This is a genomic window from Streptomyces sp. NPDC049879 (genome assembly GCF_044461265.1).
In the GTDB taxonomy this organism is placed as follows: Bacteria; Actinomycetota; Actinomycetes; order Streptomycetales; family Streptomycetaceae; genus Streptomyces.
The window spans coordinates 965,512-987,145 of the sequence record NZ_JBITKT010000001.1; the positions used below are offsets into that span (position 1 = coordinate 965,512).

The window sequence follows — 21,634 nt, forward strand, 5'->3', positions numbered from 1 at the left end:
GCGCACGCGCGTGAACGATCCCGATCACGTCCCGATCCGCCCGTTCCCGTCACCGCATCCGCACCCGTCACCGTATCCGTACCCCTCTGACACCCCTCCCGTCGCCGCCCGTCCCCGCCAGGTCCCCGACCGAGGCCGGTGACCGGCGGCTGCCCGCGCGATCCCTGGCACCACCAGCGGTACCGGCCCACCGGAAGAAGGAGTCCCCCCATGACCCCCGACGCCCCAGAACGCACCGGCTTGTGGCTCATCGGCGCCCGAGGCTCCGTCGCCACGACCACGATCACCGGCCGGGCCGCCCTGGCGGCCGGACTCTTCCCGTCCACCGGCCTGGTCACCGCCCTGCCCCCGTTCGCCGACTGCGCGCTGCCCGCCCTGGACAGCCTCGTGATCGGCGGCCACGACACCGCCACCACCCCGTTGCCCAAACGCGCCGAGCAGCTCGTGGAGAACGGCGTCCTGCCGCACGGCCTGCCCACCGCGGTCTCCGCCGAACTCGCCGCCGCCGACGCGGAGATCAAGGTCCCCGGCGACCGGCTCGCCGACGACATCGCCGACTTCGCCCGCCGCCACGGCCTCGCCCGCACCGTCGTCGTCAACGTGGCGAGCACCGAGACCGACCCGTCGATCAGCACCGCCTACGCGACCGCCGCGATCGAGGCGGGCTGCCCCTACGTCAACTTCACGCCCGCCACCGGGATGCGCGCCCCCGGGCTCGCCGAACGGGCGCGCGCCGCCGGGCTGCCGTTCGCCGGCCGCGACGGCAAGACCGGCCAGACGCTCCTGCGCACCGCGCTCGCGCCGATGTTCGCGCAACGCGCCCTCCAGGTGCGGTCCTGGTCCGGCGCGAACCTCCTCGGCGGCGGCGACGGCGCCACCCTCGCCGACCCGGCCGCCGCCGCGGCCAAGAACGCGGGCAAGGCCCGGGTCCTCACCGACATCCTCGGCGAGACGCCCGAGGGCACCACGCACATCGACAACGTCCCCGCGCTCGGCGACTGGAAGACCGCCTGGGACCACGTCGCGTTCGACGGCTTCCTCGGCACGCGCATGGTCCTCCAGACGATCTGGCAGGGCTGCGACTCCGCGCTCGCCGCACCGCTCATCCTCGACCTGACCCGCATCACCGCCCGCGCGCACGCCGCCGGGATGGCCGGTGAACTGCCGGGCTGCTCCTGGTTCTTCAAGGACCCGGACGCGGGCCCCGCCGACCTCGCCGGCCAGCACGCCGAACTGCTCGCGCTCGCGGAGTCCTTCCGGACCCGCCCGTGACCCGATCGCGCACCGCCGCCGCCTGGATACAGCTCCTGCGCGGCCCCGCCGCCCTCACCGTCCCCGGCGACGTCCTCGCGGGCGCCGCCGCGGCGGGCGGCGCCCCCGTACGCCGCCTCCTGCCCGCCGCCGGAGCCTCCCTGTGCCTGTACTGGGCGGGGATGGCGCTCAACGACTGGGCGGACCGCGAGATCGACGCCGAGGAGCGCCCCGGCCGCCCCATCCCGTCGGGACGCGTGAAACCCGCCGCCGCCCTCGCCGCCGCGGGGGGCCTCACCGCCGCCGGGATCGCCCTGGCCGCCACGAGGTCACGCGCCGCCGCCGTCACCGCGACCGCCGTGGCCGCGACGGCGTGGGCGTACGACCTCGGCCTCAAGCACACCCCGGCCGGACCGGCGACGATGGCCGCCGCCCGTTCGCTCGACGTCCTCCTCGGCGCCGCCGCCACCGGCCGGTCCGTCCTGCCCGCCGCCGCCCCGGCCGCGCTCGTCGGCGCGCACACCTACTCCGTCACCTCCCTGTCCCGGCACGAGGCGTACGGCGGCCCCCGGTCCGCCCCGCTCGCCTCCCTCGGCGCCACCACCGCCATCACCGCCGCGCTCACCGCCACCGGCCGCGACGCCGCCCCGCACGCGACCCGCACGGCCGCCGCCGCGTACGCCTGGACCGCGGGCCGCCCCCTCGTGGACGCCGCACGCGTCCCCAGCGCCGACCGGGTGCGCGGCGGGGTCGTCGGCGGGCTCCAGGCGATGCTGCCGCTCCAGGCCGCGCTCGCCGCACGCCACGGCAGGCCCCTCGCCGTCCCAGGACTGCTCGCCACCCTGGCCGCCGCCCGGCGGCTCTCCCGGAAGGTGACCCCGACATGACCGGCCGCACCGCCACGCCGCCGCCCCGGTTCGCGTACGGCACCAACGGCCTGACGGACCTGCGGCTCGACGACGCCCTCGGCCTCCTCGCCGACCTCGGCTACGCGGGCGTCGCCCTCACCCTCGACCACATGCACCTCGACCCGTGCGCCCCCGACCTCCCCGACCGCGTCGCCCATGTCGCCCGCCGCCTCGACGCGCTGGGCCTTGCCGTCGCCGTCGAGACCGGCGCCCGGTACGTGCTCGACCCGGCGCGCAAGCACGGCCCGGGGCTGCTCGACCCCGACCCGGACGACCGCGCCCGCCGCGTCGCCATGCTGCGCACGGCCGTACGGGTCGGCGCGGACCTCGGCGCGACGGCCGTCCACTGCTTCAGCGGCCTCCTGCCGCCCGGCACCGGCGCGGACGAGGGCTGGGCGCGGCTGGCCGACGCGCTGACGCCGGTGCTCGCCGACGCGCAGGCCGCCGGGGTGCCGCTCGCCGTGGAGCCCGAACCGGGCCATCTCCTCGACACCATCGGCGCGTTCCACGTGCTGCGGCACCTGCTCGGCGACCCGCCCGGCCTCGCCCTGACCCTCGACATCGGGCACTGCCGCTGCCTCGAACCCGAGCCGGTGCCCGCCTGCGTCACGGCCGCCGCGCCGTGGCTGGCGCACGTCCAGATCGACGACATGCGGCGCGGCGTGCACGAGCACCTGCCGTTCGGCGACGGCGAGATCGACTTCCCGCCCGTCCTCGCCGCGCTCCAGGCGGCGGGCTACGGCGGCCTCGTCTCCGTCGAACTGCCGCGCCACTCCCACGCCGGGCCCGAACTGGCCCGGCGCTCCCTCGACTTCCTCCGAGCCGCCCACCGGGAGACCGCCCCGTGCTGACCGAGACCGACCTGCCGCCGCAGGCACGCACCCTGCTCCGGGACGCCCTCGAAGGCGACGCGTGGGAGCGGGAGTTCACCGCCGCGCGCCGCCGCGTCGGCCGGGACGCCGCCGAGGCGTTCCGCGTCCTGCTGCTGCGCGGCGCCCGCGCCGACACCGCCACCGTCACGCGCCTGTACGAGCGGGGCGACGCGGGGGAGCGCCGCGCCGTCCTCCTCGCCCTGCCAGGACTGCCCGTCGGCGACACCGCGCTGCCGCTGGTCGAGGACGCCCTGCGGGCCAACGACACGCGGCTCATCGAGGCCGCCGTCGGCCCCTACGCGGGCCGCCACCTGGACCAGCACCTGTGGCGGCACGCCGTGCTGAAGTGCGTGTTCACGGGCGTTCCGGTCGCCGCCGTCGACCGGCTCGCCGACCGCGCCGACGCCGAACTTGCCCGCATGCTCACCGACTTCGCCGCCGAACGGACCGCCGCGGGCCGTCCCGTCCCGCCCGACGTGCCCACCGTCCTCGCCCTCACCCCGCCCGCCGAAACCACCCCGCCAGCCGAGACCACCCCGCCCGCCGCGACCGGCCAGGAGGCATGATGCGCATCTTCGACCCCCACATCCACATGTCGTCCCGCACCACCGACGACTACGAGGCGATGCGGGCGGCGGGCGTCGAGGCCCTGGTGGAGCCCGCGTTCTGGCTCGGCCAGCCGCGGACCTCGGTCGGCAGCTTCCTCGACTACTTCGACTCGCTCCTCGGCTGGGAGCCGTACCGCGCCGCGCAGTACGGCATCGCGCACCACTGCACCATCGCGCTCAACCCCAAGGAGGCCAACGACCCGCGCTGCGTGCCCGTCCTGGAGGAGCTGCCGCGCTACCTCGACAAGGACAACGTCGTCGCGGTCGGCGAGATCGGCTACGACTCGATGACCCCCGCCGAGGACCACGCCCTCGCCGCCCAGCTCCAACTTGCCGTCGAGCACGAACTGCCCGCCCTCGTCCACACCCCGCACCGCGACAAGCCGGCAGGTCTCGACCGCACCCTCGCCGTCGTCGCCGAGTCGGGCATCGCCCCCGGCCGCGTCGCCGTGGACCACCTGAACGAGGTGACGGTCGCCCGCGCCGCCGACTCCGGCTGCTGGATGGGCTTCTCCGTCTACCCCGACACGAAGATGGACGAGGACCGCATGGTCCGCATCCTGAAGGAGTACGGTCTGGAGCGCGTCCTGGTCAACTCGGCCGCCGACTGGGGCAAGAGCGACCCGCTGAAGACGCTCAAGGTCGGCAACGCCATGCTCGCCGCGGGCTTCACCGACGACGACGTGGACCGCGTGCTGTGGCGCAACCCCGTCGAGTTCTACGGCCAGAGCGGACGGCTCGAACTCGGCGACCGCGCCAACCCCGCCACGTTCGAGGGCAACTCCATCCTGCGCGGCGCCCCCGCCACCCCGGCAGGGCGGTGACCGCCCATGCGCTTCCGCCACCCCGACGGCTCGCTGGTGCACCTCGCCTACTGCACCAACGTCCACCCCGCCGAGACCCTGGACGGCGTCCTCGCCCAACTCCGCGACCACTGCCTGCCCGTACGGGAACGCCTCGGCCGTGACCGCCTCGGCATCGGCCTGTGGCTCGCCCACGAGGCCGCCCACACCCTCGACACCGACCCCGCCGCCCTCGCCCTCCTGCGCGAGACCCTGCGCCGCAACGGCCTCGAAGTCGTCACCCTGAACGGCTTCCCCTACCGCGGCTTCGGCTCCGACCGCGTCAAGTACCGCGTCTACCAGCCCGACTGGACCACCGCCGAACGCCTCGACCACACCGCCGCCCTCGCCCGCATCCTCGCCGCCCTCCTGCCCGACGACGAACCCGAGGGCGCCATCTCCACCCTCCCGCTCGCCTGGCGCACCCCCTTCCCGCCCGAGGCCCGCGCCCGCTCCCTCGACCGCCTCACCGCCCTGGCCGGCACCCTCGACCAGCTCCACGAGGCCACCGGCCGCTCCATCCGCGTCGCCCTCGAACCCGAGCCCGGCTGCATCATCGAGACGACCACCCAGGCCACCGACATCCTCACCGGACCCGGCGCGCCCCCGCCCCACCGGGTCGGCGTCTGCGTGGACACCTGCCACCTCGCCACGGCCTTCGAGGACCCCGACGAGGCCGTCCCCGCCCTCACCGCCGCCGGGGTGCCCGTCGTCAAGGCCCAGCTGTCCGCCGCCCTCCACGCCGACGAGCCGGACGATCCGGGCGTACGGGCGGCCCTCGCCGCGTTCGCCGAGCCGCGCTTCCTCCACCAGACACGCGAACGGGCCGCCGCGGGCCCCGAGGGCGTCCTCGCCCGCGACGACCTGGACGAGGCCCTGACAGGACCCGAGCCGCTCCCCGCCCGCGGCCCCTGGCGCGTCCACCACCACATCCCCCTGAACGCCCGCCCCGCGCCGCCGCTCTCCTCCACGCTGCCCGTCCTCGAACGCGTCCTCACCCACCTCACCGGCGGCCCCGCGCCGCTCACCCGCCACCTGGAGGTCGAGACGTACACCTGGGAGGTCCTCCCGCCCGCGCTGCGCCCCACCACCCGCGGCGGGCTGGCGGACGGCATCGCCGCCGAACTTGCCGTCGCCCGTGACATGTTGCTCACCCTCGGACTGAAGGAGGAGGCATGACCCGCCGCCTGGTCGTGATCGATGTCGTCGGTCTCACCCCCGACCTCCTGGACCACATCCCCAGCCTCGCCCGCCTGGCCGGCAACGGCTCCCGCGCGCCCCTGGGCACGGTCCTGCCCGCCGTGACCTGCTCGGCCCAGGCCACGTTCCTCACCGGCGAACCCCCGTCCGCACACGGCATCGTCGGCAACGGCTGGTACTTCCGCGGCCTCGGCGACGTCCTCCTGTGGCGCCAGCACAACGCGCTCGTCGGCGGCGACAAGATCTGGGACGCCGCCCGCCGCGCCGACCCGGGCTACACGGTGGCCAACGTCTGCTGGTGGTACGCCATGGGCGCCGACACCGACTTCACCGTCACCCCCCGCCCGATCTACCACGCGGACGGCCGCAAGGACCCCGACTGCTACACCAGGCCCCCGTCACTGCACGACGAACTGACGTCGCGCCTCGGCCCGTTCCCCCTCTTCCAGTACTGGGGGCCGACCGCCTCCATCGCGTCGTCCCGCTGGATCGCCGACGCCGCCGTGCACCTGCTGCGCCGCAACCGGCCGGACCTCACCCTCGTCTACCTGCCCCATCTCGACTACGACCTCCAGCGCTTCGGCCCCGACGGCCCCGAGGCGCGCGCGGCGGCGGCCGAACTCGACGGCGTGCTGCGGCCCCTGCTCGCCGAGGCGGAAGCGGCGGACGCGACGGTCGTCGTCCTGTCGGAGTACGGCATCACGCAGGTCAGCCGGCCCGTCCACATCAACCGGGCGCTGCGGCTCGCCGGTCTGCTGGAGACGTACGAGCAGGCGGGCATGGAGTACCTGGACCCGTGGGTGTCCCGCGCGTTCGCCGTCGCCGACCACCAGATCGCGCACGTCTACGTCCGCAGGCCCGAGGACATGGAACGCACCCGCGAGGTGCTTGCCGAACTGCCGGGCGTCGCCGAAGTGCTGGACGCCAAGGGCCAGGCCGCCTACGGGCTCGACCACGCCAGGTCGGGCGAACTCGTCGCGGTGGCCGACCCGGACGCATGGTTCACGTACTACCACTGGCTCGACGACGCGCGCGCCCCCGACTACGCGCCGATCGTCGAGATCCACCGCAAGCCCGGCTACGACCCGGCCGAGCTGTTCTTCGACCCCGCCGACCGGATGGCCAAGCCGCGCGCGGCGCTCGCCCTCGCCCGCAAGAAGCTGGGCCTGCGCTACCGGATGAACGTCGTGCCGCTGGACGCCTCGTGGGTCCGCGGCAGCCACGGGCGGCTGCCCGACGACGAGCGGAACGGGCCCGTCCTGCTCTGCTCGGACCCGGACGCGCTCACCGGCGAGCCCGTGCCCGCCACCGGTGTGAAGGACTTCCTGCTGCGGCTGCACGGCCTGGCGCAGGACGCCTGACCCTGCCCGCGCCCCACGGCCCCACGCCCGCCCGTCCCCGTCCCGCGCAGGACGTGGAACGGGCGGGCGCCGTCACACCGGGGTCCTGGTCCGCGTGGACTCCCGCATCAGCTCGTCGAGGCGCGAGATGGCCCGCAGCAGGACGTCGCGGCCCGTACGCGCCTGCTCCAGCTGCCGTTCGAGCCGCTGATCGATCTCGGCCAGTTCGGTGGGCGGCAGCCCGGCCGCCGCCGCCCCCGGCAGGACCGGCGGGGCGGCCGCCCAGCAGTCGTCGGCGGCGACGCGCGCCTGGCTCACGAGCGCGTTCAGCTCGTCGTCGGCGAGCAGGCCCGAGTAGGACGCGAGGAGCTGGCTGGTGCGGCGCTGCTCCGGGGCGAGGAACCAGTCGGTCGGCATCCCCCCGTTGGAGATCAGCTCGCCGAGCATCTCTTCCAGTTCGTGAAGGAGTCGGCGGAGCTCGAAGGGCGGGAGGCGGGTGGCCGTCCTGCGCCGCCTGAGGGTGATCACGAGAGCGGCGAAACCGGCGGCTCCGCCCAGTGCGCTGATGACGGAGGCGATCGCGGCGATCCACTGGGGAGTCGTCGCCTCCGCCGCGAGTATCTCGTACATGGGCGGCAGGATGGCAGTGAAACAGGTCACGCGGGGGTTTCTTGAGGGCCATTTGAGGTTCGTGACTCTCGTCGGAGCACCGGTCACCGACAGGCTGTCAGTTGACGCGCGGAGACCGGGTTTCCGGGGTGTCGCGCACGCTCAGGCGCGGCGTCGAAAGTTTAGTTGATTCGCGAACGGAATCGGTTGCCGGGGGTTCCGGCGGGGGAGGCGGGGCGGTGTTCCGGCGCCCTCGCCGACGCCTTTCCGCACGGCCCCTGCCGCAGGGGTGCGGCCCGTGCGGCGGCTTGTTCCGGGAATCCGCGCGCGCCTTGACGGTCCATTGGTCCAGTCCTAGCGTCAGCATCAGCCGGTGTTCATATGGGAGTTCGTCGTTCATGTATCTGACTCCCGGCGGGTGACCGGCACCGCCGTCCTCGTAGCCTCCCGGAAGGCGTCCCCCACATGTCCACAAGCCCCTACAGGTCCAGACGAGCGGCGGCGCTCCTCGCGATCTTCGCCGCGCTGCTCGTCGCGCTCCTCCCCAGCGGCGCGGGCGCCGCCCCCGCCGATCCGGACGGCACCGCGCCCGACGGCCCGCCCGCCGCGTACGCCGCGCCCGCCACGTTCACCCACCCCGGCGTCCACGTCAGCCGGCCCCAGCTCGACTTCGTGCGCGGGCGCGTCCAGGCGGGCGCCCAGCCGTGGGCGAGCGCGTACAGCCAGATGATGTCCTCGCGGTACGCGTCGCTCTCCCGCGTCCCGCGCCCGCGCGCGGTCGTCGAGTGCGGCTCGTACTCCAACCCCAACAACGGCTGCACCGACGAGCGCGAGGACGCGATCGCCGCGTACACCACCGCCCTCGCCTGGTACATCACCCAGGACGCCCGGTACGCGCAGAAGTCGATCGAGCTGATGGACGCCTGGTCGGCCACCATCCGCGACCACACCAACAGCAACGCGCCGCTCCAGACCGGCTGGGCCGGCTCCGTGTGGCCGCGCGCCGCCGAGATCATCCGCTACACCTACGGCAACTGGCCCAACCAGGCGCGCTTCGGCACCATGCTGCGCGACGTCTACCTGCCCGAGGTCATCAACGGCTCGAACAGCAACGGCAACTGGGAACTCACCATGATGGAGGCCGCCATCGGCATCTCCGTCTACCTGGAGGACCGCGCCGCGTACGACCGGTCCGTCACGCGCTTCCTCAACCGCGTCCAGGCGTTCATCTACCTGGAGTCGGACGGCGCCCTGCCCCGCACCGTGCCCGGCAGCGGCCTCGACACGCGCCAGGAGATCATCAACTACTGGCAGGGCCAGTCGACCTTCGTCACCGGCCTGACCCAGGAGACCTGCCGCGACTTCACCCACACCGGCTACGGCCTGTCGTCCATCTCGCACGTCGCGGAGACCAGCCGCATCCAGGGCCAGGACCTGTACCCGCAGGTCTCCGAACGCCTCCGGCACGCCCTCGGCTTCCAGTCGCGGTACGAGCTGGGCGAGGCCCCGCCGTCCTGGCTGTGCGGCGGCACGCTCCACCGCGGCCTCGGGCCGGTCACCGAGGTGGGCTTCAACGGCCTGCACACCCGGATGGGCATCGCCATGAGCAACACCCAGACGTACACCGAGCGCAGCCGCCCGCAGGGCACCAACAACCTGTTCGTCGCGTGGGAGACCCTGACCCACGCGAACCAGCCCAACTGAGCGGCCTCCCCGCCCGCTCCCGCCCGTTCGACCCTGCCCGCTCAACCCTCCCTGTCAGGCCCGGTCCCCGCGACCGGGCCTGACCCGCTCCCGGCTCCCCGCCCCGCGCGGCCCTGCCGCCGGAGCAGCGCAAGCTCCGCGTTGAACTGCGCGCCCGTCAGCAGGCTGAGGTTGCACACCCACAGCCACACCAGGAAGACGATGATCCCCGCCAGCGACCCGTAGAGCCGGTTGTACGTGCCCACGTGCGACGCGTACACCGCGAACGCCGCCGACGCCACCAGCCACAGCACCGCCGCCACCGCGCCGCCCGGCACCCCCCGCAGTGGCACCCCGTGGTCCACGGGCCCGGTGCGGAACAGCACGAGCACCAGCGCCGTCACCAGCAGCACGAGCAGCGGCCACTTCATCACCGCCCAGACCGCCGCGCCCCCCTCGCCGAAGCCCAGCAGCCGCCCGACCGTCCGCACCACCCCGGCCGTCATGATGAGGACGGTCGCGCTGCCGACGAGCAGGCCGAGCAGCCCCAGCGCCGACAGCGTCGTGCGCGGGATGGCGCGCCACGGCGGCCGGCGGTCCACCACGCCGTGCATCCCGTGCTGGACCCGCCGGAAGATGCTCAGGTAGTTGTACGCGGACACCAGCGCGCTCAGTCCGCCGAAGATCGTCAGCAGCCAGGCGGCGGAGCGCTGCTGCGCCAGATCGTTGAGCGCCGACCACACCTCGCCGCGCGAGTCGGCGGGCACGAGCGCCGTGACCTGTCCGACCAACTCCTGCGCCGCGCCCGGGTCGGCCAGGCCGATGATCGACAGGGCCACGAACAGCGTCGGGAAGACGGCGAGCACCGAGTAGTACGTCAGCGCGGCGGCCCAGTGGTCGATGTCGTCGCGCCACAGGGACACGGGCGTACGGCGCAGCGCCGTCGCCCACTGCGTCGCCTGCACGTGGGGCGGCCCGGCGGCGGGGGTTCCCGCCGGGGGATGGGCCGGTGGCGGCGGGATGGGGGAGGGAGTGGCGGTCACGGTCCGTTCCTGCGGTCGTACGGGATGGTCCGGGCTGTTGCGGGCGGTGCGTGGCGGAGCGGGCGGGGCGTGGCGGGCGTCGGCACCACAGTGCCAGCACCGCGCGCGGTGTGTGTCACCCGCCCGGCCGGGTGGTGCCGGCGGGGGACGCTCCGCACACCCCTGCCCCCAGGGAGGCCCTTCATGGCGGTCGGGAGGACGCGGGCGGAAGCACGGACGCGCGGCCGGGCCCGGCACCGGCCCGGCCGATGGACAAAGCCGACACCGCGCTGGTCGGGGCTGGCGCGGCCCCTGCCGGCCCCCTCGCCGAGAACGTACCGGACATCGGCCCCGGCCCGCCGCGCCCCGTGCCCTCGCCGGGCCAGCGGAGCGGCTTCTCTTCACCGCAGCCCGGGACATCGCGGGGCACACGCACCAACGGGTGAATCACCTGCGCAGGTGAACCGCCCGTGCGGGGGCCGCGCGCCGCGCGCCGGGGGCGTGCGCCCCTCCGCGCACTACCGCGACCCCGGCGCGCCCCCGCCGGTGACGAAGACGCCCGCCCGCGCGGCCGCGACGGCGGCCTCGGCGGCCCGGTCGGCGGCCCCCTCGTCCAGCGGGTCGCCGCTGGCCAGCAACCGGTAGTAGAGCGGCGCCGACACGGCGCGCACGACCTCGGACGCGTCGGTGCCCGCCGGGAGTTCGCCCCGCGCCACCGCCTGCTCGACACAGGGCGCCCACTCGGCGATCCGCACGGCGTAGAAGCGGTGCAGCGCCGCCGCCGTCCGCTCGTCACCGGTGGCGGCGGCGATCACCGAGCGGAACAGCGCGCTCTGCCGCGTGTCCGTCAGCGTCCGCAGCACGAGCCGCGCGTTCGCCCGCAGATCGGTGAGCAGGTCGCCCGACTCGGTGCGCGGCAGCGACTGTTCGGCCATGTCCGCGAGCAGATCGGCCACCAGGCCCGTGGTCGTGCCCCAGCGGCGGTAGAGCGTCGTCTTGCCGACGCCCGCGCGCCGCGCGACCTCGCCGAGGTCGAACCGCTCGAAGCCCTGCTCCGCCAGGGCGTCCCCGGCCGCGCGCAGGACCGCCTCGCGCACGCGCGCCGTCCGCCCGCCCGGCCGTACCGTGCCCGGCTCGGGCCCGGCGGCCCCACTGTCCCCGCTGCCTTCGCTGCCTTCGCCGTCCCGCGGCTCCATCGCACCTCACCCGCTCCCGATCCGTAACGGGCCCATGGTCCCATCTGCCGGAACGGGCGCCGGGCCGGGGCGGATGTGGTGCGCGCCATGTCCAGGGACGCGTTAATCCTCTGGGGTGACCGGTCAGGTCATGGGATGATCGGTTCGTTCGTCACGAATCCCGGAGAGGTGCATGACCCAGCCCGGCCAACCCCCAACGGCCGCCCCTGCCCCCGACGCCATCCCGACCGCCCAGGTCACCCAGGAACCACCCCGGCCCGCCACCGCCGGCGCACACGGAGCACCGCAGCTCTCGCGCCGCAAGCGGGCCGGACTGCTGTTCACCCTCATCCTCGGCAGCCTCTCCGCGCTGCCGCCCCTCTCCCTCGACACCTACCTCCCCGCGCTCCCCGAGGTCGGCGACGCCCTGCACACCAGCGCGTCCACCGCCCAGCTGACGCTCACCGCCTGCCTGCTCGGACTCGGCCTCGGCCAGCTGGTCGTCGGCCCGATGAGCGACCAGCTCGGCCGCCGCTGGCCGCTGCTGTGCGGCATGAGCGGCTACGTCGTCGCCTCCGCCGCCTGCGCGTTCGCGCCGAACGTCGAGACGCTGACGGCCTTCCGCTTCGCGCAGGGGCTCGCCGGCTCGGCGGGCGTCGTCATCGCGCGCGCCGTGGTCCGCGACATGTTCGACGGCGTGGCCATGGCGCGGTTCTTCTCCTCGCTGATGCTCGTCTCCGGGCTCGCGCCGATCCTCGCGCCGGTCTTCGGCGGCCAGTTGATGCGCTTCACCGACTGGCGCGGCATCTTCCTCATCCTCGCGCTGCTGGGCGTGGTGCTCATCGCCGTCGTCGCCCGCTGGCTGCCCGAGACGCTGCCCGCGGAACGGCGGACCTCCGGCGGCGTCAGGCCCGCGCTGCGCGACATGGGCGGGCTGTTCCGCGACCGCGTGTTCGCCGGTCATCTGCTGGTCGGCGGGCTGACGTTCGCGGCGCTGTTCGCCTACGTCTCCGCGTCGCCCTTCGTGGTGCAGGAGATCTACGGCGCCTCGCCGCAGACGTTCAGCATGCTGTTCATGGCCAACTCCATCGGCATGGTCGTGATGAGCCAGGTCAACGGCAAGGTGTTCGTCGGCCGCGTCCCCGCGCAGCGGGTGATGGCGGTCGGCCTGGCGCTGATCGTGGCCGACAGCACGGCGCTGCTGCTCATGACGAGCGGCGTGTTCGGCGACGTCGGGCTGCTGCCGGTCTCGGCTGGGCTGTTCGTCCTCATGGCGTCCATGCCGCTGGTCCTGCCCAACGCCAACTCGGAGGGCCTCGACCGCGCGGGACACGCGGCCGGGTCCGCGTCCGCGCTGCTCGGCGCCTCGTCGTTCTTCGTCGGCGCCGTCGCCTCCCCGCTGGTGGGTGTGGCGGGGGAGGGGACGGCCGTGCCCATGGCCGTCGTCCAGCTCGTCTCGGCGCTGCTCGCGTGCCTGTGCTTCGCCGTCCTGTGCCGTCCGCGGCGCGGGGCGCGCCGGTTCCGGCGGGGCGGCGGGCGCCTGGAGCCGGTCGCGGCGGGTGCCGGAATGTGACGAGCGTCTCGGTCCCGGCCCCGCCGGACGGCCGGCCGGCCCGCCTGTGATCGGCCGCCGACCGTTGTGTGAACGGTCCGTTGCGCAAGGTCACGCGCATCGGAACGGGAAGTGATCGATCTGTGACGGAGGTGCGTGTCGCGCGCGTGCGGCACGCACCTCCCGATTACCCATCGGGGCCGGGAGCGGTGCAGGATTGGCCGGCACGGCGGAATAAAAGACCCCGGCCCTGACGCTCCAAGGCTCGACGGGCCGGACACCAGTGAGGTGGTAGGGGGACCATGGGACGCGAGGGCCGCGAGAGCAGACTCCCCAGGTGGTTGCGCCGGGGCGCCCGGGACGCGGAGGCGGGAGCCGCCGCCGCGCGCGCACGGGAGGAACTGCTGCTCGCGGCAGCCACCGCCGGATTCCCGGTGGCGCCCGCGGCCCACCCGCAGGGCTACGGCTGTTCCTGCGACCGCATCGGCTGTCCCACGCCCGGCCGCCACCCCGTCTCGCTGGCCTGGCAGACCCAGGCCACCACCGACCCCGCCCAGATCCTCCGCTGGCTGCGCGCCGATCCCCTCGCCAACTTCGTCACGGCCACCGGCGCCGCGCATGACGTCCTGGACGTCCCCGCCCCCGCCGGTTACGCGGCCCTCGCCCGGCTGGCCGCCGAGGGCGTCGCGACCGGTCCCGTCGCCGTCGCCGACCCGGACCGCGTCCTGTTCTTCACCGCCACCCGCGGCACCCCGGACGACGAGGACGAGTGGTGGCCGTGCGAACTCGACTGCCACCCCGAGACGATGGACGAGCACCCGGGGCTGCGCTGGCACTGCCGGGGCAGCTACGTCCTGCTGCCGCCGTCCCGCGTACCGCCGGGCGGGACCGGCGGCGTCCGCTGGCTGCACGGACCCGAGCATCCGCTGCCCGAGCCGCTGACGCTCCTCGAAGCCCTCACCGACGCGTGCGCCGGACACCTGGCCGCCCAGCAGGAGCAGGCCCCGGCCTGGTGACGCCCGCCCGCGAGGGCGCGCCCGACTTCCCTGCCGGTCGGTGCGGATGTGCTGGCTTCCTTTCCGGTACCGAGTGGTGCCGGAATCCGGGGAGGCCACGCGCAGGGGAGAGTGCGAAGGCAGGACCGCCGTCGTCACCGGCGGCGGCTCCGGGATCGGCTGGCCCCGACCGGCTCTACGACGCGGTCCGCGCCCGCTGCCGCGGGGGCAGGGGCGTCCGCGACGCTGGAGAAGACCACCGAGGAGCACCTCGACCTGACGTTCGGCGTCAACGTCAGGGGCACCCGTGCTCAACGACGGCGCGTCGGTGATCCTCAACTGCTCGCTGCGCGGCGCGTACGCGGCATCCGGGTCGACGCCGTGTCGCCCGGCACCGTCGACACCCCCGCGCTCGACGCCGTCACGGTGCGCCGCGGGCGTCCCCCCTCGGCACGGCCGGGCGCCCCGAGGAGGCCGCGGACGCGGTGGCCTTCCTCGCGTCCGCGCGCAGCAGCTTCGTCCTGGGTGGGCGCCGACCTTTACGCCGACGGCGGCGAGAACCAGGTCCGACGCCCCCCGCCGCTCACTCGCCGGTGATCGCGACGGCGTCCTTCATCTGCGAGATCACCTGGATCTGCCCCTGCCCCGCCGGGACGAGCGCGGCCTGTATGCCGACCATCTCCAGCGTCAGCGACGTCCGCGCCTCGCCCTCCATCAGCGCGGCCGTCAGCTCGTTGACCGGGATCTCCTGGCCCTCGGCGACCGTCTGCCGCTGGTCGTGCAGCGACGTGAACATCACGAACGCGTCGCCGTCCGCCGTCCGCATGGCCAGCGGCCCGTACTCCGCCTCCTCGGCGGGCTCGTCGCGGTACTCGGTGAAGGACGCCGGGTCGCTGTTCGCCTGGTCGCGGGCGGTGCGCGTGTCACTGGTGTACGGGCCGTCCGCGAACGGGCCCTCGCCGCTCTGGAGGTAGACGCTGTAGGCCGCGCTGAGGTCGCGGGGCGCCAGGGCGTAGCCCTCCGACGCCCCGCCCTCGCCGGCCGGTATGTCGTCCAGGAAGCCGTCCTCGTCCTCGGCGAACTCCGGCATCTCGGCCGCCGGCATCGAGGCCAGGTAGTTGAGGCGCCACTCCTCGTCGATCCCCGCCCGCGTGAAGAACATCAGCCAGCGGTTGCGGCCCTGGTTCGTCGCCGTGTCCGCGACGAAGAACTTGGGCCACCCCATCTGCTGCGGGATGTGGAAGCGCGTGTCGGAGACGGCGAGCGGCTCGAAGTCCTCGGCGCCGTCCGGGTACACCTCGGCGCGCGCCGTGATGCCCGCGAAGTCGATGTCGCCGAGGCCGCCGCTCTCGATGGTCCGGTTCTGCTCGGCGTCGTAGTCGCGCTTGGCGACGTTGCTGATCTCGACGTACCGGTCGAGCGCCGCCCTCGCCTCCCCCTCGGTGGCGGCGGGCACCACGGCCTCCTCGCCGTGCACGGTGATGCAGCCCGACAGCCCGGCCGCCAGCGTGAGGGACGCCAGCAGTCCCGCCGTGGTCTTCGCCAGCCGCGCTCGCAGCCGCATGGTGGGCCCCTCCCCGTCGTTTCGCTCCGGCGCACGCATCGTATCGACTTCCGCCGACAACGGCCGCACCGCCGGGGCCCCATGGCATGATGCGGCCATGGCAGGGGCGGGGGCCGGCACCGGCACGGAGGACACGTTCCGCGGCGCGCTCGCGCGGCTGCGCGCGGCGCAGAAGACCAGCAGGGGCGTCTCCCTCTACTCGCGGTACGTCAACCGGCCGGTGGGCCGCGTGTTCGCCGCCGCCGCGCACCGCGCCGGACGCACGCCGAACCAGGTGACGGCCCTCAGCGCCGCCGTCAGCTTCGCCGGGATCGCGGCCCTCGCCCTCCTCCCGCCGTCCTGGCCGCTCGCGCTGGGCGTCTGGGCCGCGCTCGTCCTCGGCTTCGCGCTCGACGCGGCGGACGGCCAGCTCGCGCGGCTGCGCGGGGAGTCGAGCGCGGCGGGGGAGTGGCTCGACCACGCCGTGGACTGCGCGAAGATCACCGCGCTGCACACGGCCGTCCTCATCACCTTCCACCAGCACTTCGCGCTGCCGGGCGAGGGCTGGCTGCTCGTGCCGCCGGTCTTCCAGCTGGCCGCCGTCATGATCTTCTTCGGCGGGCTGCTCACCGACAAGCTCAAGCCGCGCCCCCCGGCGCCCCCCACCGCGCCCGCCCCCGCCGCCCCGCCCTCGCGGCTGCGCGCCGTCGCGCTGCTGCCCGTGGACTACGGGACGATGTGCGCGCTGTTCCTCCTCCTCGGCGACGAACGGGCGTTCCGTCTCGGGTACGCGCTGCTGGCCGGGGTCTACGTGGTGTTCTGCGCCGCGTTCTCCGTGAAGTGGTTCCGCGAGCTGTCGGCGGCGGGCGCGGCGAGGGCGTCGAGCGCGGCGCGCAGCTGAGTGCTCGACGTGTGCACCGTGTAGGGGAAGTAGACGACTTCGACGCCCACGGTGGCGAAGTCCCGTTCCAGACGCTCCCCCTTGGGGGTGCCGCGCCAGTCGTCGCCCTTGAACAGCACGTCGAAGCGCACCTGCTGCCACGTCTCCAGCTTGTCCGGCACGGTCTCGACGAACGCCGCGTCCACGTACCGCACGCTGCGGATGATCTCCAGCCGTTCCACCAGCGGGATCACCGGGCGCCGCCCCTTGGCGAGCGCGGCCATCTCGTCGGATACCACCCCCGCCACGAGGTAGTCGCAGCGGCTCCTGGCATGGCGCAGAATGTTCAGGTGCCCAACGTGGAAGAGGTCGTAGACCCCCGGCGCATAGCCGACGGTGTGTAACGGGGCTCCTGCCCCACGGGACTGCTGCATGACGCCCGAACCCCCCACTGGCCGGTCGTGACGGCTGGCGATCCACCATAGCCGGGACTGCTCGCCCCGCGCGGTCGAATGCTGACATGGCGTACAACTCTGCGGATAGGCTTGATACTTGACGTGGTCAGGGGGACCCACCAGGGGGAGGCTACTCACCGTGCGCGACACCACCGAGCCCGAACCGGGACGACCCGCCGCCGCCACCGCCCGCCGCGAAGGCGAACGGCTGCTGCTCGTCTCCACCAACTACGCGCCCGAGCAGGCCGGCATCGGCCCGTACGCCACCCAGCTCGCCGAACACCTCGCCGCCGCACGGCACTCCGAGGTCCACGTCCTCGCCGGGATGCCGCACTACCCCGCCTGGCGCGTCGATCCCGCCTGGGCCGGCCGCTGGCGCGCCGTCGAGGAGCGCGCCGGGGTGCTCGTGCACCGCAGGCGCCACACCGTCCCGTTACGCCAGACCGCCGCCCGGCGCGCGCTGTACGAGGCGACGATCCTCGCCCACGGCCTGCTCGCCCCGCCCCGCATGGCGCGCCCCGACGCGGTGCTCGCCCAGATGCCCAGCCTCGCCGGGGGCGTCCTGGCCGCGCGCCTCGCGCGGCGGCACGGCGTCCCGTTCCTCCCCGTCGTCCAGGACCTGATGGGCGCCGCGGCGGCCCAGAGCGGCATCAGCGGCGGCGGCCGCGCCGCGGGCGGCGCGGCGGCGGCCGAACGCCGCGTCCTGCGCGCCGCCACCCTCGTCGGCATCATCCACGAGAGCTTCCGCGCCCGCGTCGAGGCGCTCGGCGTGCCGCCGGAGCGCGTCCGCCTCGTCCCCAACTGGGCGCACGTGCCCGTCCCCTCGCCCGACCCCGCCGCCCGGCGCGCCACCCGCGCCCGCCTCGGCTGGGACACCGGCCGCCCCGTGCTCCTCCACTCCGGCAACATGGGCCTCAAACAGGGCCTCGACGTCCTCGTGGAGACGGCCCGCGTCGCGCCCGACCTGCGCGTCGTCCTCATGGGCGACGGCAGCCGCCGCGACCACCTCGCCGCGCTCGCCGCCGCCGTCCCGAACGCCGAACTCCTGCCGCCCGCCGCCGAGTCGGACTTCCCCGCGGTGCTGGCCGCCGCCGACATCCTGGTCGTCACGCAGCGCGCCGCCGTCCTCGACATGAGCGTCCCGTCCAAGCTGACCTCGTACTTCACCGCCGGACGCCCCGTCATCGCCTCCGTCGCGCCCACGGGCGGCACCGCCGACGAGGTGCGCCGTTCCGGCGGCGGGCTGCTCGTCGCGCCGGAGGACCCCGTCCGACTTGCCGCCGCGGCGCGCGAACTTGCCGCCGACCCGGACCGCGCCGACACCCTCGGCGCGCGCGGCGCCGCGTACGCCCGCACCCACCTGTCGCGCGCCGCCGGGCTGCGCCGCATCACCGACGCCCTCGACGAGGCACTGGCACTCGCGGCCCCCGTGCGCGAAGCTCTGGGTCCCGCCACACGAAGGGGAGCCCCCGCATGAGCGCAGCGCGCGAGGACGTACGCGGGCACACCACCCCGTACGACGAACCCGACCTGCTGCGCGACCAGTTCAGGCAGCTGCTGCGCTACCGGCTGCTGATCGTCTGCGGCATCCTGCTCGGCCTCGCCGGCGGCGGCTGGCTCGGGCTGAGCGCCAACGAGACGTACATCGCCACCGCCGAGATCACCGTGCGCGTGCCGACCACCGACCCGTTCGCCGCCACCGTGTCCGTCGACCGCGTCGCCATGGGCTCAGAACGCCGCACCGCCGCCAGCGACATCGTCGCCCACCGCGCCGCCGAGGCCCTGGGCCGCCCCGACAGCGCCCAGCAGCTCAAGTCCGGCCTCCAGGTGACCAATCCGCCCAACACCGAGGTCCTCCGCTTCGCCTACTCGGCCGACGACCCCGCCGCCGCCGCCGAGCGCGCCAACGCGTTCGTGCAGGCCTACCTCGACAACCGGCAGGCCGACGCCGACCGCACCGTCGCGCACTCCATCGAGTCCCTCGAAGGCCGCCGCGCCCCCCTCCTCACCCGCCGCGACGAACTCCAGGCCGAGCTGGACGACCTCCTCGAAGGCAGCACCACGTACGACAGCGCCATCGCCGACCTGTCCACCGTCACCGGGCAGATCTCCGAGATCAACGCGTCCGTCGCCGGACTCCAGGCCCTCGACACGACCGGCGGCCGCGTCATCACCGAGGCCACGCCGCCCACCAGCCCCTCCGGGCCCGGGCTGCCCCTGCTCCTCGGCCTCGGCTACGTCGTCGGCATCGGCCTCGGGCTGCTCGCCGCGTGGGTGCGCCTGGTGTTCGACCCGACGGTGCGCTCGCCCGGCGACGTCACGCGGGCCCTGCGCGCCCCGGTCCTCGGCGTCCTGCCGCGCACCGGCCGCGGCCACCCCGACCAGCTGCTCGCCGAGGGCAAACTGGCCGAGGAGTACCGGTCGGTGGCGTTCCGGCTGGCGTACGACGAGACGTTCGCGCAGCGCCGCAGGCTGCTGGTCGTCGCGCCGCGCGGCAGCATCGAGACGCCGCTCGCCGCGTCCGTCAACCTCACCGCCGCGTTCGCCGAGATGGGCCTGGACGCGCTCCTCGTCGAGGCCGACCTGCGCACCCCGAGCCTCGGCGCGCAGCTGCGCGAGGCGGACGGCGTACGGCCCGGCTGGGCGGGCGCGGGCGACCGCGACGCGGCGCGCGGCGGCGGGCACGCCGGGTGGCCGGGGGAGCGGGTGCCCATCGACGCGGGGGAGTCGGGGATCTTCGACCTCGTGCCCGGCAGCCGCGTGCGGAACGTGCCGCGCGCCCTCACCTCGCCCGCCGCCACGCGCCTGATCGGCCACGCCGACACGAAGGGCCGCGTCGTCGTCGTCCTCGCCCCTGCCGTCCTGTCGTACGCCGACGCCATCGCCCTGACCGACCGGGTGGACGGCGTGCTGGTCGTCTGCGACCCGAGCGAGGTCCGTCGCGACGATCTCGCACGGGTGCGCGAACTCGTCGTCGGCGCGGGCGGTATCCTCCTCGGCGCGGTGCTGCACTCCTGGGGCAGCGGCGGCATCGACTTCGGTCCCGAGGACACGGAGGACGGCGAGGGCCTTCCCGGCGGCTACGGCCGCGCCGGGGCGGCCGACGCCGGTCAGCAGCCGCCCGCCCAGCGAGCACGTCCCCGTACCGCGCAGCGCCCGCCCGTGCCCGACTACCGTGACGTCGGCTCGGAAACGCTCGGCCTGCGCGTCCTCGATCCCGCAGAACTGGAAGACGGCAACCCCAGGCAGTGAGCAGACATCAGGACCCACTCCCGCCCTCCGAGCCCGACCCCGCCCCCGACCCGGGCACCGAGCCCGACCCCGGCGTCCCGCCCGTCCCGGAGACATGGGGCGGGGACGCCGTGCCCCCGCCCAGGCCGCCGGAGGACGGGGGCAGGGGCCGGGGCCGGGCCGCGCGCGGCGCCGCCGCGTCCGTCGCCGACCAGGGCGTCGCGGCCCTCACGAACATCGCCGTCGTCGTCTGCGCCGCCCGGCAGTCCACGGCCGGGGACTTCGCGTCGTTCGCCGTCGTCTACACGGTCTTCACGCTGCTGCTCGGCGCGGCCACCGCGTATGTCGGCCAGGCGCTCGTGCTGCGGCGCGGCACCGACCGCCAACTCCACCGGCACGCCCGCGCGTCGGCCGTCTTCACGCTCGGCGCGTCCGCCGCGCTGGGCGCCGTCCTGGCGCTGGCGGCGCTCCCCTTCGGCCGCGACGGCATCCCCGCCGGGCTGACGGCGCTCGGCCTCGTCCTGCCGATCGTGCTGACGCAGGACTCGCTGCGGTACGCGTTCTCGCTCCTGCGCAAGCCCCATCTCGCCCTAATCGGCGACCTGTTGCGGCTCGCCGTCGCCATACCCGTCCTCGCGTCGCAGCCGTACGGGACCGGCGCCGACCGCATGGTGACCGCCTGGGGCCTGTCCGCCCTGCCCGCGCTGCTGCTGTCCGCCGCCATCCTCGCCCACCTCACCCGCGGCGCGGTCGGCGCCCGGCCCGCGGCGCTGCTCGACCGGCGCCACCTCGGCCGCCGCTTCGCCGTCGAGTTCGGCGTCGGCAACGCGGCGTCGCAGGTCGCGATCATCCTCCTCGGCGTCGTCGCCAGCCCCCTCGCCGTGGGCGCCCTGCGCGGCACGAGCACGCTCTTCGGGCCGATGAACGTCCTGTTCAACTCCGCCACCGGCTTCGGCCCGCCCCTCCTGCACCGCGCCCCCGGCCCGCACCGGCAGGCGCGCGCCGCCGCCCTCGCGGGAGCCGCCCTCGCCGCGTCCGCCGCCGTCTGGGCCGCCGTGCTCCTGCTGCTCCCCGCCTCGGCCGGCCGCGCGCTGCTGGGCGACACCTGGTCGGCGGCCGAGGACCTGCTGCCCGCGACCGGCAGCCAGTACGCGTTCATGGCCTTCGGGACGTGCGGGCTGCTGCTCCTGCGCGTCCTCAGCCCGCGCGCGACGCTGCCGGTGCAGATCGTCTTCTCGGCGCTGTCCGTCGTGTGCCTGCTCACCGGGTACGCGCTCGGCGGCGTCGCGGGCGCGGCGTGGGGACTGTGCCTCGGCTCGGCGGCGAAGGCGGGCGCGGTGTGGCTGCGCGCGAGCCTCGAACTCCGCGTCGCCCACCGGCCGTGACGGCGTCCCGGGAGGCGTTCCGCCACCTCGGCCACAGCTTCGAGGAGGTCGACGTCCAGGCCACGGCGGGCAGCGTCAGGCCG

19 protein-coding genes are annotated in these 21,634 nt (G+C 75.0%); 14 read left to right on the plus strand and 5 right to left on the minus strand.

The window, feature by feature from the left end:
• The first annotated feature begins 210 nt into the window (after window positions 1-210).
• The 7 genes from ACIBPC_RS04540 to ACIBPC_RS04570 are packed head-to-tail and all read left to right on the plus strand — an operon-like array spanning window position 211 to window position 7,042.
• Window positions 211-1,272: an inositol-3-phosphate synthase gene (locus tag ACIBPC_RS04540; RefSeq protein WP_398841224.1), complete on the plus strand. Its 1,062-nt coding sequence runs from the start codon at window positions 211-213 to the stop codon at window positions 1,270-1,272.
• Window positions 1,269-2,138 (plus strand): SCO3242 family prenyltransferase, encoded by an 870-nt coding sequence (locus ACIBPC_RS04545; RefSeq protein ID WP_362962701.1) that lies wholly within the window; start codon window positions 1,269-1,271, stop codon window positions 2,136-2,138. Before ACIBPC_RS04540 ends, ACIBPC_RS04545 begins: the two co-directional genes overlap by 4 nt.
• Window positions 2,135-3,010 (plus strand): sugar phosphate isomerase/epimerase family protein, encoded by an 876-nt coding sequence (locus tag ACIBPC_RS04550; RefSeq protein WP_398841226.1) that lies wholly within the window; start codon window positions 2,135-2,137, stop codon window positions 3,008-3,010. Before ACIBPC_RS04545 ends, ACIBPC_RS04550 begins: the two co-directional genes overlap by 4 nt.
• Window positions 3,004-3,597: an EboA domain-containing protein gene (locus tag ACIBPC_RS04555; protein ID WP_398841228.1), complete on the plus strand. Its 594-nt coding sequence runs from the start codon at window positions 3,004-3,006 to the stop codon at window positions 3,595-3,597. Before ACIBPC_RS04550 ends, ACIBPC_RS04555 begins: the two co-directional genes overlap by 7 nt.
• Window positions 3,597-4,463, plus strand: coding sequence for a TatD family hydrolase (locus ACIBPC_RS04560; protein WP_362962819.1), 867 nt, complete (start codon window positions 3,597-3,599; stop codon window positions 4,461-4,463). The genes ACIBPC_RS04555 and ACIBPC_RS04560 overlap by 1 nt, the downstream gene beginning before the upstream one ends.
• A gap of 6 nt (window positions 4,464-4,469) precedes the next feature.
• Entirely contained in the window at window positions 4,470-5,660 is a 1,191-nt protein-coding gene (gene eboE, locus ACIBPC_RS04565; RefSeq protein ID WP_398841231.1) for a metabolite traffic protein EboE, read from the plus strand.
• Window positions 5,657-7,042: an alkaline phosphatase family protein gene (locus tag ACIBPC_RS04570; RefSeq protein ID WP_398841233.1), complete on the plus strand. Its 1,386-nt coding sequence runs from the start codon at window positions 5,657-5,659 to the stop codon at window positions 7,040-7,042. The genes eboE and ACIBPC_RS04570 overlap by 4 nt, the downstream gene beginning before the upstream one ends.
• 72 nt (window positions 7,043-7,114) lie before the next feature.
• Here ACIBPC_RS04570 and ACIBPC_RS04575 read toward each other — a convergent pair whose 3' ends face one another.
• Complete coding sequence (locus tag ACIBPC_RS04575) at window positions 7,115-7,681, minus strand: hypothetical protein (RefSeq protein ID WP_362962709.1); 567 nt, start codon at window positions 7,679-7,681, stop codon at window positions 7,115-7,117.
• A 414-nt stretch (window positions 7,682-8,095) separates the two neighbouring features.
• Between ACIBPC_RS04575 and ACIBPC_RS04580 the strand changes: the two genes are divergently transcribed.
• Complete coding sequence (locus ACIBPC_RS04580) at window positions 8,096-9,334, plus strand: alginate lyase family protein (RefSeq protein ID WP_398841236.1); 1,239 nt, start codon at window positions 8,096-8,098, stop codon at window positions 9,332-9,334.
• A 41-nt stretch (window positions 9,335-9,375) separates the two neighbouring features.
• Here the strand turns inward: ACIBPC_RS04580 and ACIBPC_RS04585 are convergent, their stop codons facing one another.
• Window positions 9,376-10,356: a YihY/virulence factor BrkB family protein gene (locus ACIBPC_RS04585; protein ID WP_398841238.1), complete on the minus strand. Its 981-nt coding sequence runs from the start codon at window positions 10,354-10,356 to the stop codon at window positions 9,376-9,378.
• 497 nt (window positions 10,357-10,853) lie between these two features.
• Window positions 10,854-11,531, minus strand: coding sequence for a TetR/AcrR family transcriptional regulator (locus ACIBPC_RS04590; protein WP_398841239.1), 678 nt, complete (start codon window positions 11,529-11,531; stop codon window positions 10,854-10,856).
• Window positions 11,532-11,703: 172 nt separating this feature from the next.
• Between ACIBPC_RS04590 and ACIBPC_RS04595 the strand changes: the two genes are divergently transcribed.
• Entirely contained in the window at window positions 11,704-13,083 is a 1,380-nt protein-coding gene (locus ACIBPC_RS04595; RefSeq protein WP_398841242.1) for a multidrug effflux MFS transporter, read from the plus strand.
• Window positions 13,084-13,364: 281 nt separating this feature from the next.
• Window positions 13,365-14,078 (plus strand): bifunctional DNA primase/polymerase, encoded by a 714-nt coding sequence (locus ACIBPC_RS04600; protein ID WP_398841244.1) that lies wholly within the window; start codon window positions 13,365-13,367, stop codon window positions 14,076-14,078.
• 562 nt (window positions 14,079-14,640) lie between these two features.
• On the opposite strand, the gene ACIBPC_RS04605 is transcribed toward ACIBPC_RS04600, so the two are convergent.
• Window positions 14,641-15,621, minus strand: a complete 981-nt coding sequence (locus tag ACIBPC_RS04605) for a hypothetical protein (RefSeq protein ID WP_398841246.1) — start codon at window positions 15,619-15,621, stop codon at window positions 14,641-14,643.
• Window positions 15,622-15,718: 97 nt separating this feature from the next.
• Here ACIBPC_RS04605 and ACIBPC_RS04610 point away from each other — a divergent pair, with 97 nt between their 5' ends.
• Window positions 15,719-16,501, plus strand: a complete 783-nt coding sequence (locus tag ACIBPC_RS04610; protein ID WP_398841248.1) for a CDP-alcohol phosphatidyltransferase family protein — start codon at window positions 15,719-15,721, stop codon at window positions 16,499-16,501.
• Here the strand turns inward: ACIBPC_RS04610 and ACIBPC_RS04615 are convergent.
• Window positions 16,408-16,914, minus strand: a complete 507-nt coding sequence (locus ACIBPC_RS04615) for an adenylyltransferase/cytidyltransferase family protein (RefSeq protein ID WP_398841249.1) — start codon at window positions 16,912-16,914, stop codon at window positions 16,408-16,410. The two genes, ACIBPC_RS04610 and ACIBPC_RS04615, sit on opposite strands and share 94 nt — an antisense overlap.
• 232 nt (window positions 16,915-17,146) lie before the next feature.
• On the opposite strand from ACIBPC_RS04615, the gene ACIBPC_RS04620 reads away from it, so the two are divergent.
• The 3 genes from ACIBPC_RS04620 to ACIBPC_RS04630 are packed head-to-tail and all read left to right on the plus strand — an operon-like array spanning window position 17,147 to window position 21,551.
• Window positions 17,147-18,412, plus strand: a complete 1,266-nt coding sequence (locus ACIBPC_RS04620) for a glycosyltransferase (RefSeq protein ID WP_398841770.1) — start codon at window positions 17,147-17,149, stop codon at window positions 18,410-18,412.
• Complete coding sequence (locus ACIBPC_RS04625) at window positions 18,409-20,187, plus strand: lipopolysaccharide biosynthesis protein (protein ID WP_398841251.1); 1,779 nt, start codon at window positions 18,409-18,411, stop codon at window positions 20,185-20,187. The genes ACIBPC_RS04620 and ACIBPC_RS04625 overlap by 4 nt, the downstream gene beginning before the upstream one ends.
• Window positions 20,184-21,551 carry a hypothetical protein gene (locus tag ACIBPC_RS04630; protein ID WP_398841254.1) on the plus strand — a complete coding sequence of 456 codons (1,368 nt, stop codon included), beginning with the start codon at window positions 20,184-20,186 and terminating at the stop codon, window positions 21,549-21,551. Before ACIBPC_RS04625 ends, ACIBPC_RS04630 begins: the two co-directional genes overlap by 4 nt.
• Window positions 21,552-21,634 lie beyond the last annotated feature (83 nt).

What these genes read in the sequence shown, in the direction of transcription:
- ACIBPC_RS04550 (WP_398841226.1), top strand. Translation starts at nt 2,135, where the DNA reads ATGACCGGCCGCACCGCCACGCCGCCGCCCCGGTTCGCGTACGGCACC.
- eboE (WP_398841231.1), top strand. Translation starts at nt 4,470, where the DNA reads ATGCGCTTCCGCCACCCCGACGGCTCGCTGGTGCACCTCGCCTACTGC.
- ACIBPC_RS04625 (WP_398841251.1), top strand. Translation starts at nt 18,409, where the DNA reads ATGAGCGCAGCGCGCGAGGACGTACGCGGGCACACCACCCCGTACGAC.
- ACIBPC_RS04595 (WP_398841242.1), top strand. Translation starts at nt 11,704, where the DNA reads ATGACCCAGCCCGGCCAACCCCCAACGGCCGCCCCTGCCCCCGACGCC.
- ACIBPC_RS04600 (WP_398841244.1), top strand. Translation starts at nt 13,365, where the DNA reads ATGGGACGCGAGGGCCGCGAGAGCAGACTCCCCAGGTGGTTGCGCCGG.
- ACIBPC_RS04610 (WP_398841248.1), top strand. Translation starts at nt 15,719, where the DNA reads ATGGCAGGGGCGGGGGCCGGCACCGGCACGGAGGACACGTTCCGCGGC.
- ACIBPC_RS04590 (WP_398841239.1), bottom strand. Translation starts at nt 11,531, where the DNA reads ATGGAGCCGCGGGACGGCGAAGGCAGCGAAGGCAGCGGGGACAGTGGG.
- ACIBPC_RS04560 (WP_362962819.1), top strand. Translation starts at nt 3,597, where the DNA reads ATGCGCATCTTCGACCCCCACATCCACATGTCGTCCCGCACCACCGAC.
- ACIBPC_RS04570 (WP_398841233.1), top strand. Translation starts at nt 5,657, where the DNA reads ATGACCCGCCGCCTGGTCGTGATCGATGTCGTCGGTCTCACCCCCGAC.
- ACIBPC_RS04615 (WP_398841249.1), bottom strand. Translation starts at nt 16,914, where the DNA reads ATGCAGCAGTCCCGTGGGGCAGGAGCCCCGTTACACACCGTCGGCTAT.
- ACIBPC_RS04580 (WP_398841236.1), top strand. Translation starts at nt 8,096, where the DNA reads ATGTCCACAAGCCCCTACAGGTCCAGACGAGCGGCGGCGCTCCTCGCG.
- ACIBPC_RS04605 (WP_398841246.1), bottom strand. Translation starts at nt 15,621, where the DNA reads ATGCGGCTGCGAGCGCGGCTGGCGAAGACCACGGCGGGACTGCTGGCG.
- ACIBPC_RS04540 (WP_398841224.1), top strand. Translation starts at nt 211, where the DNA reads ATGACCCCCGACGCCCCAGAACGCACCGGCTTGTGGCTCATCGGCGCC.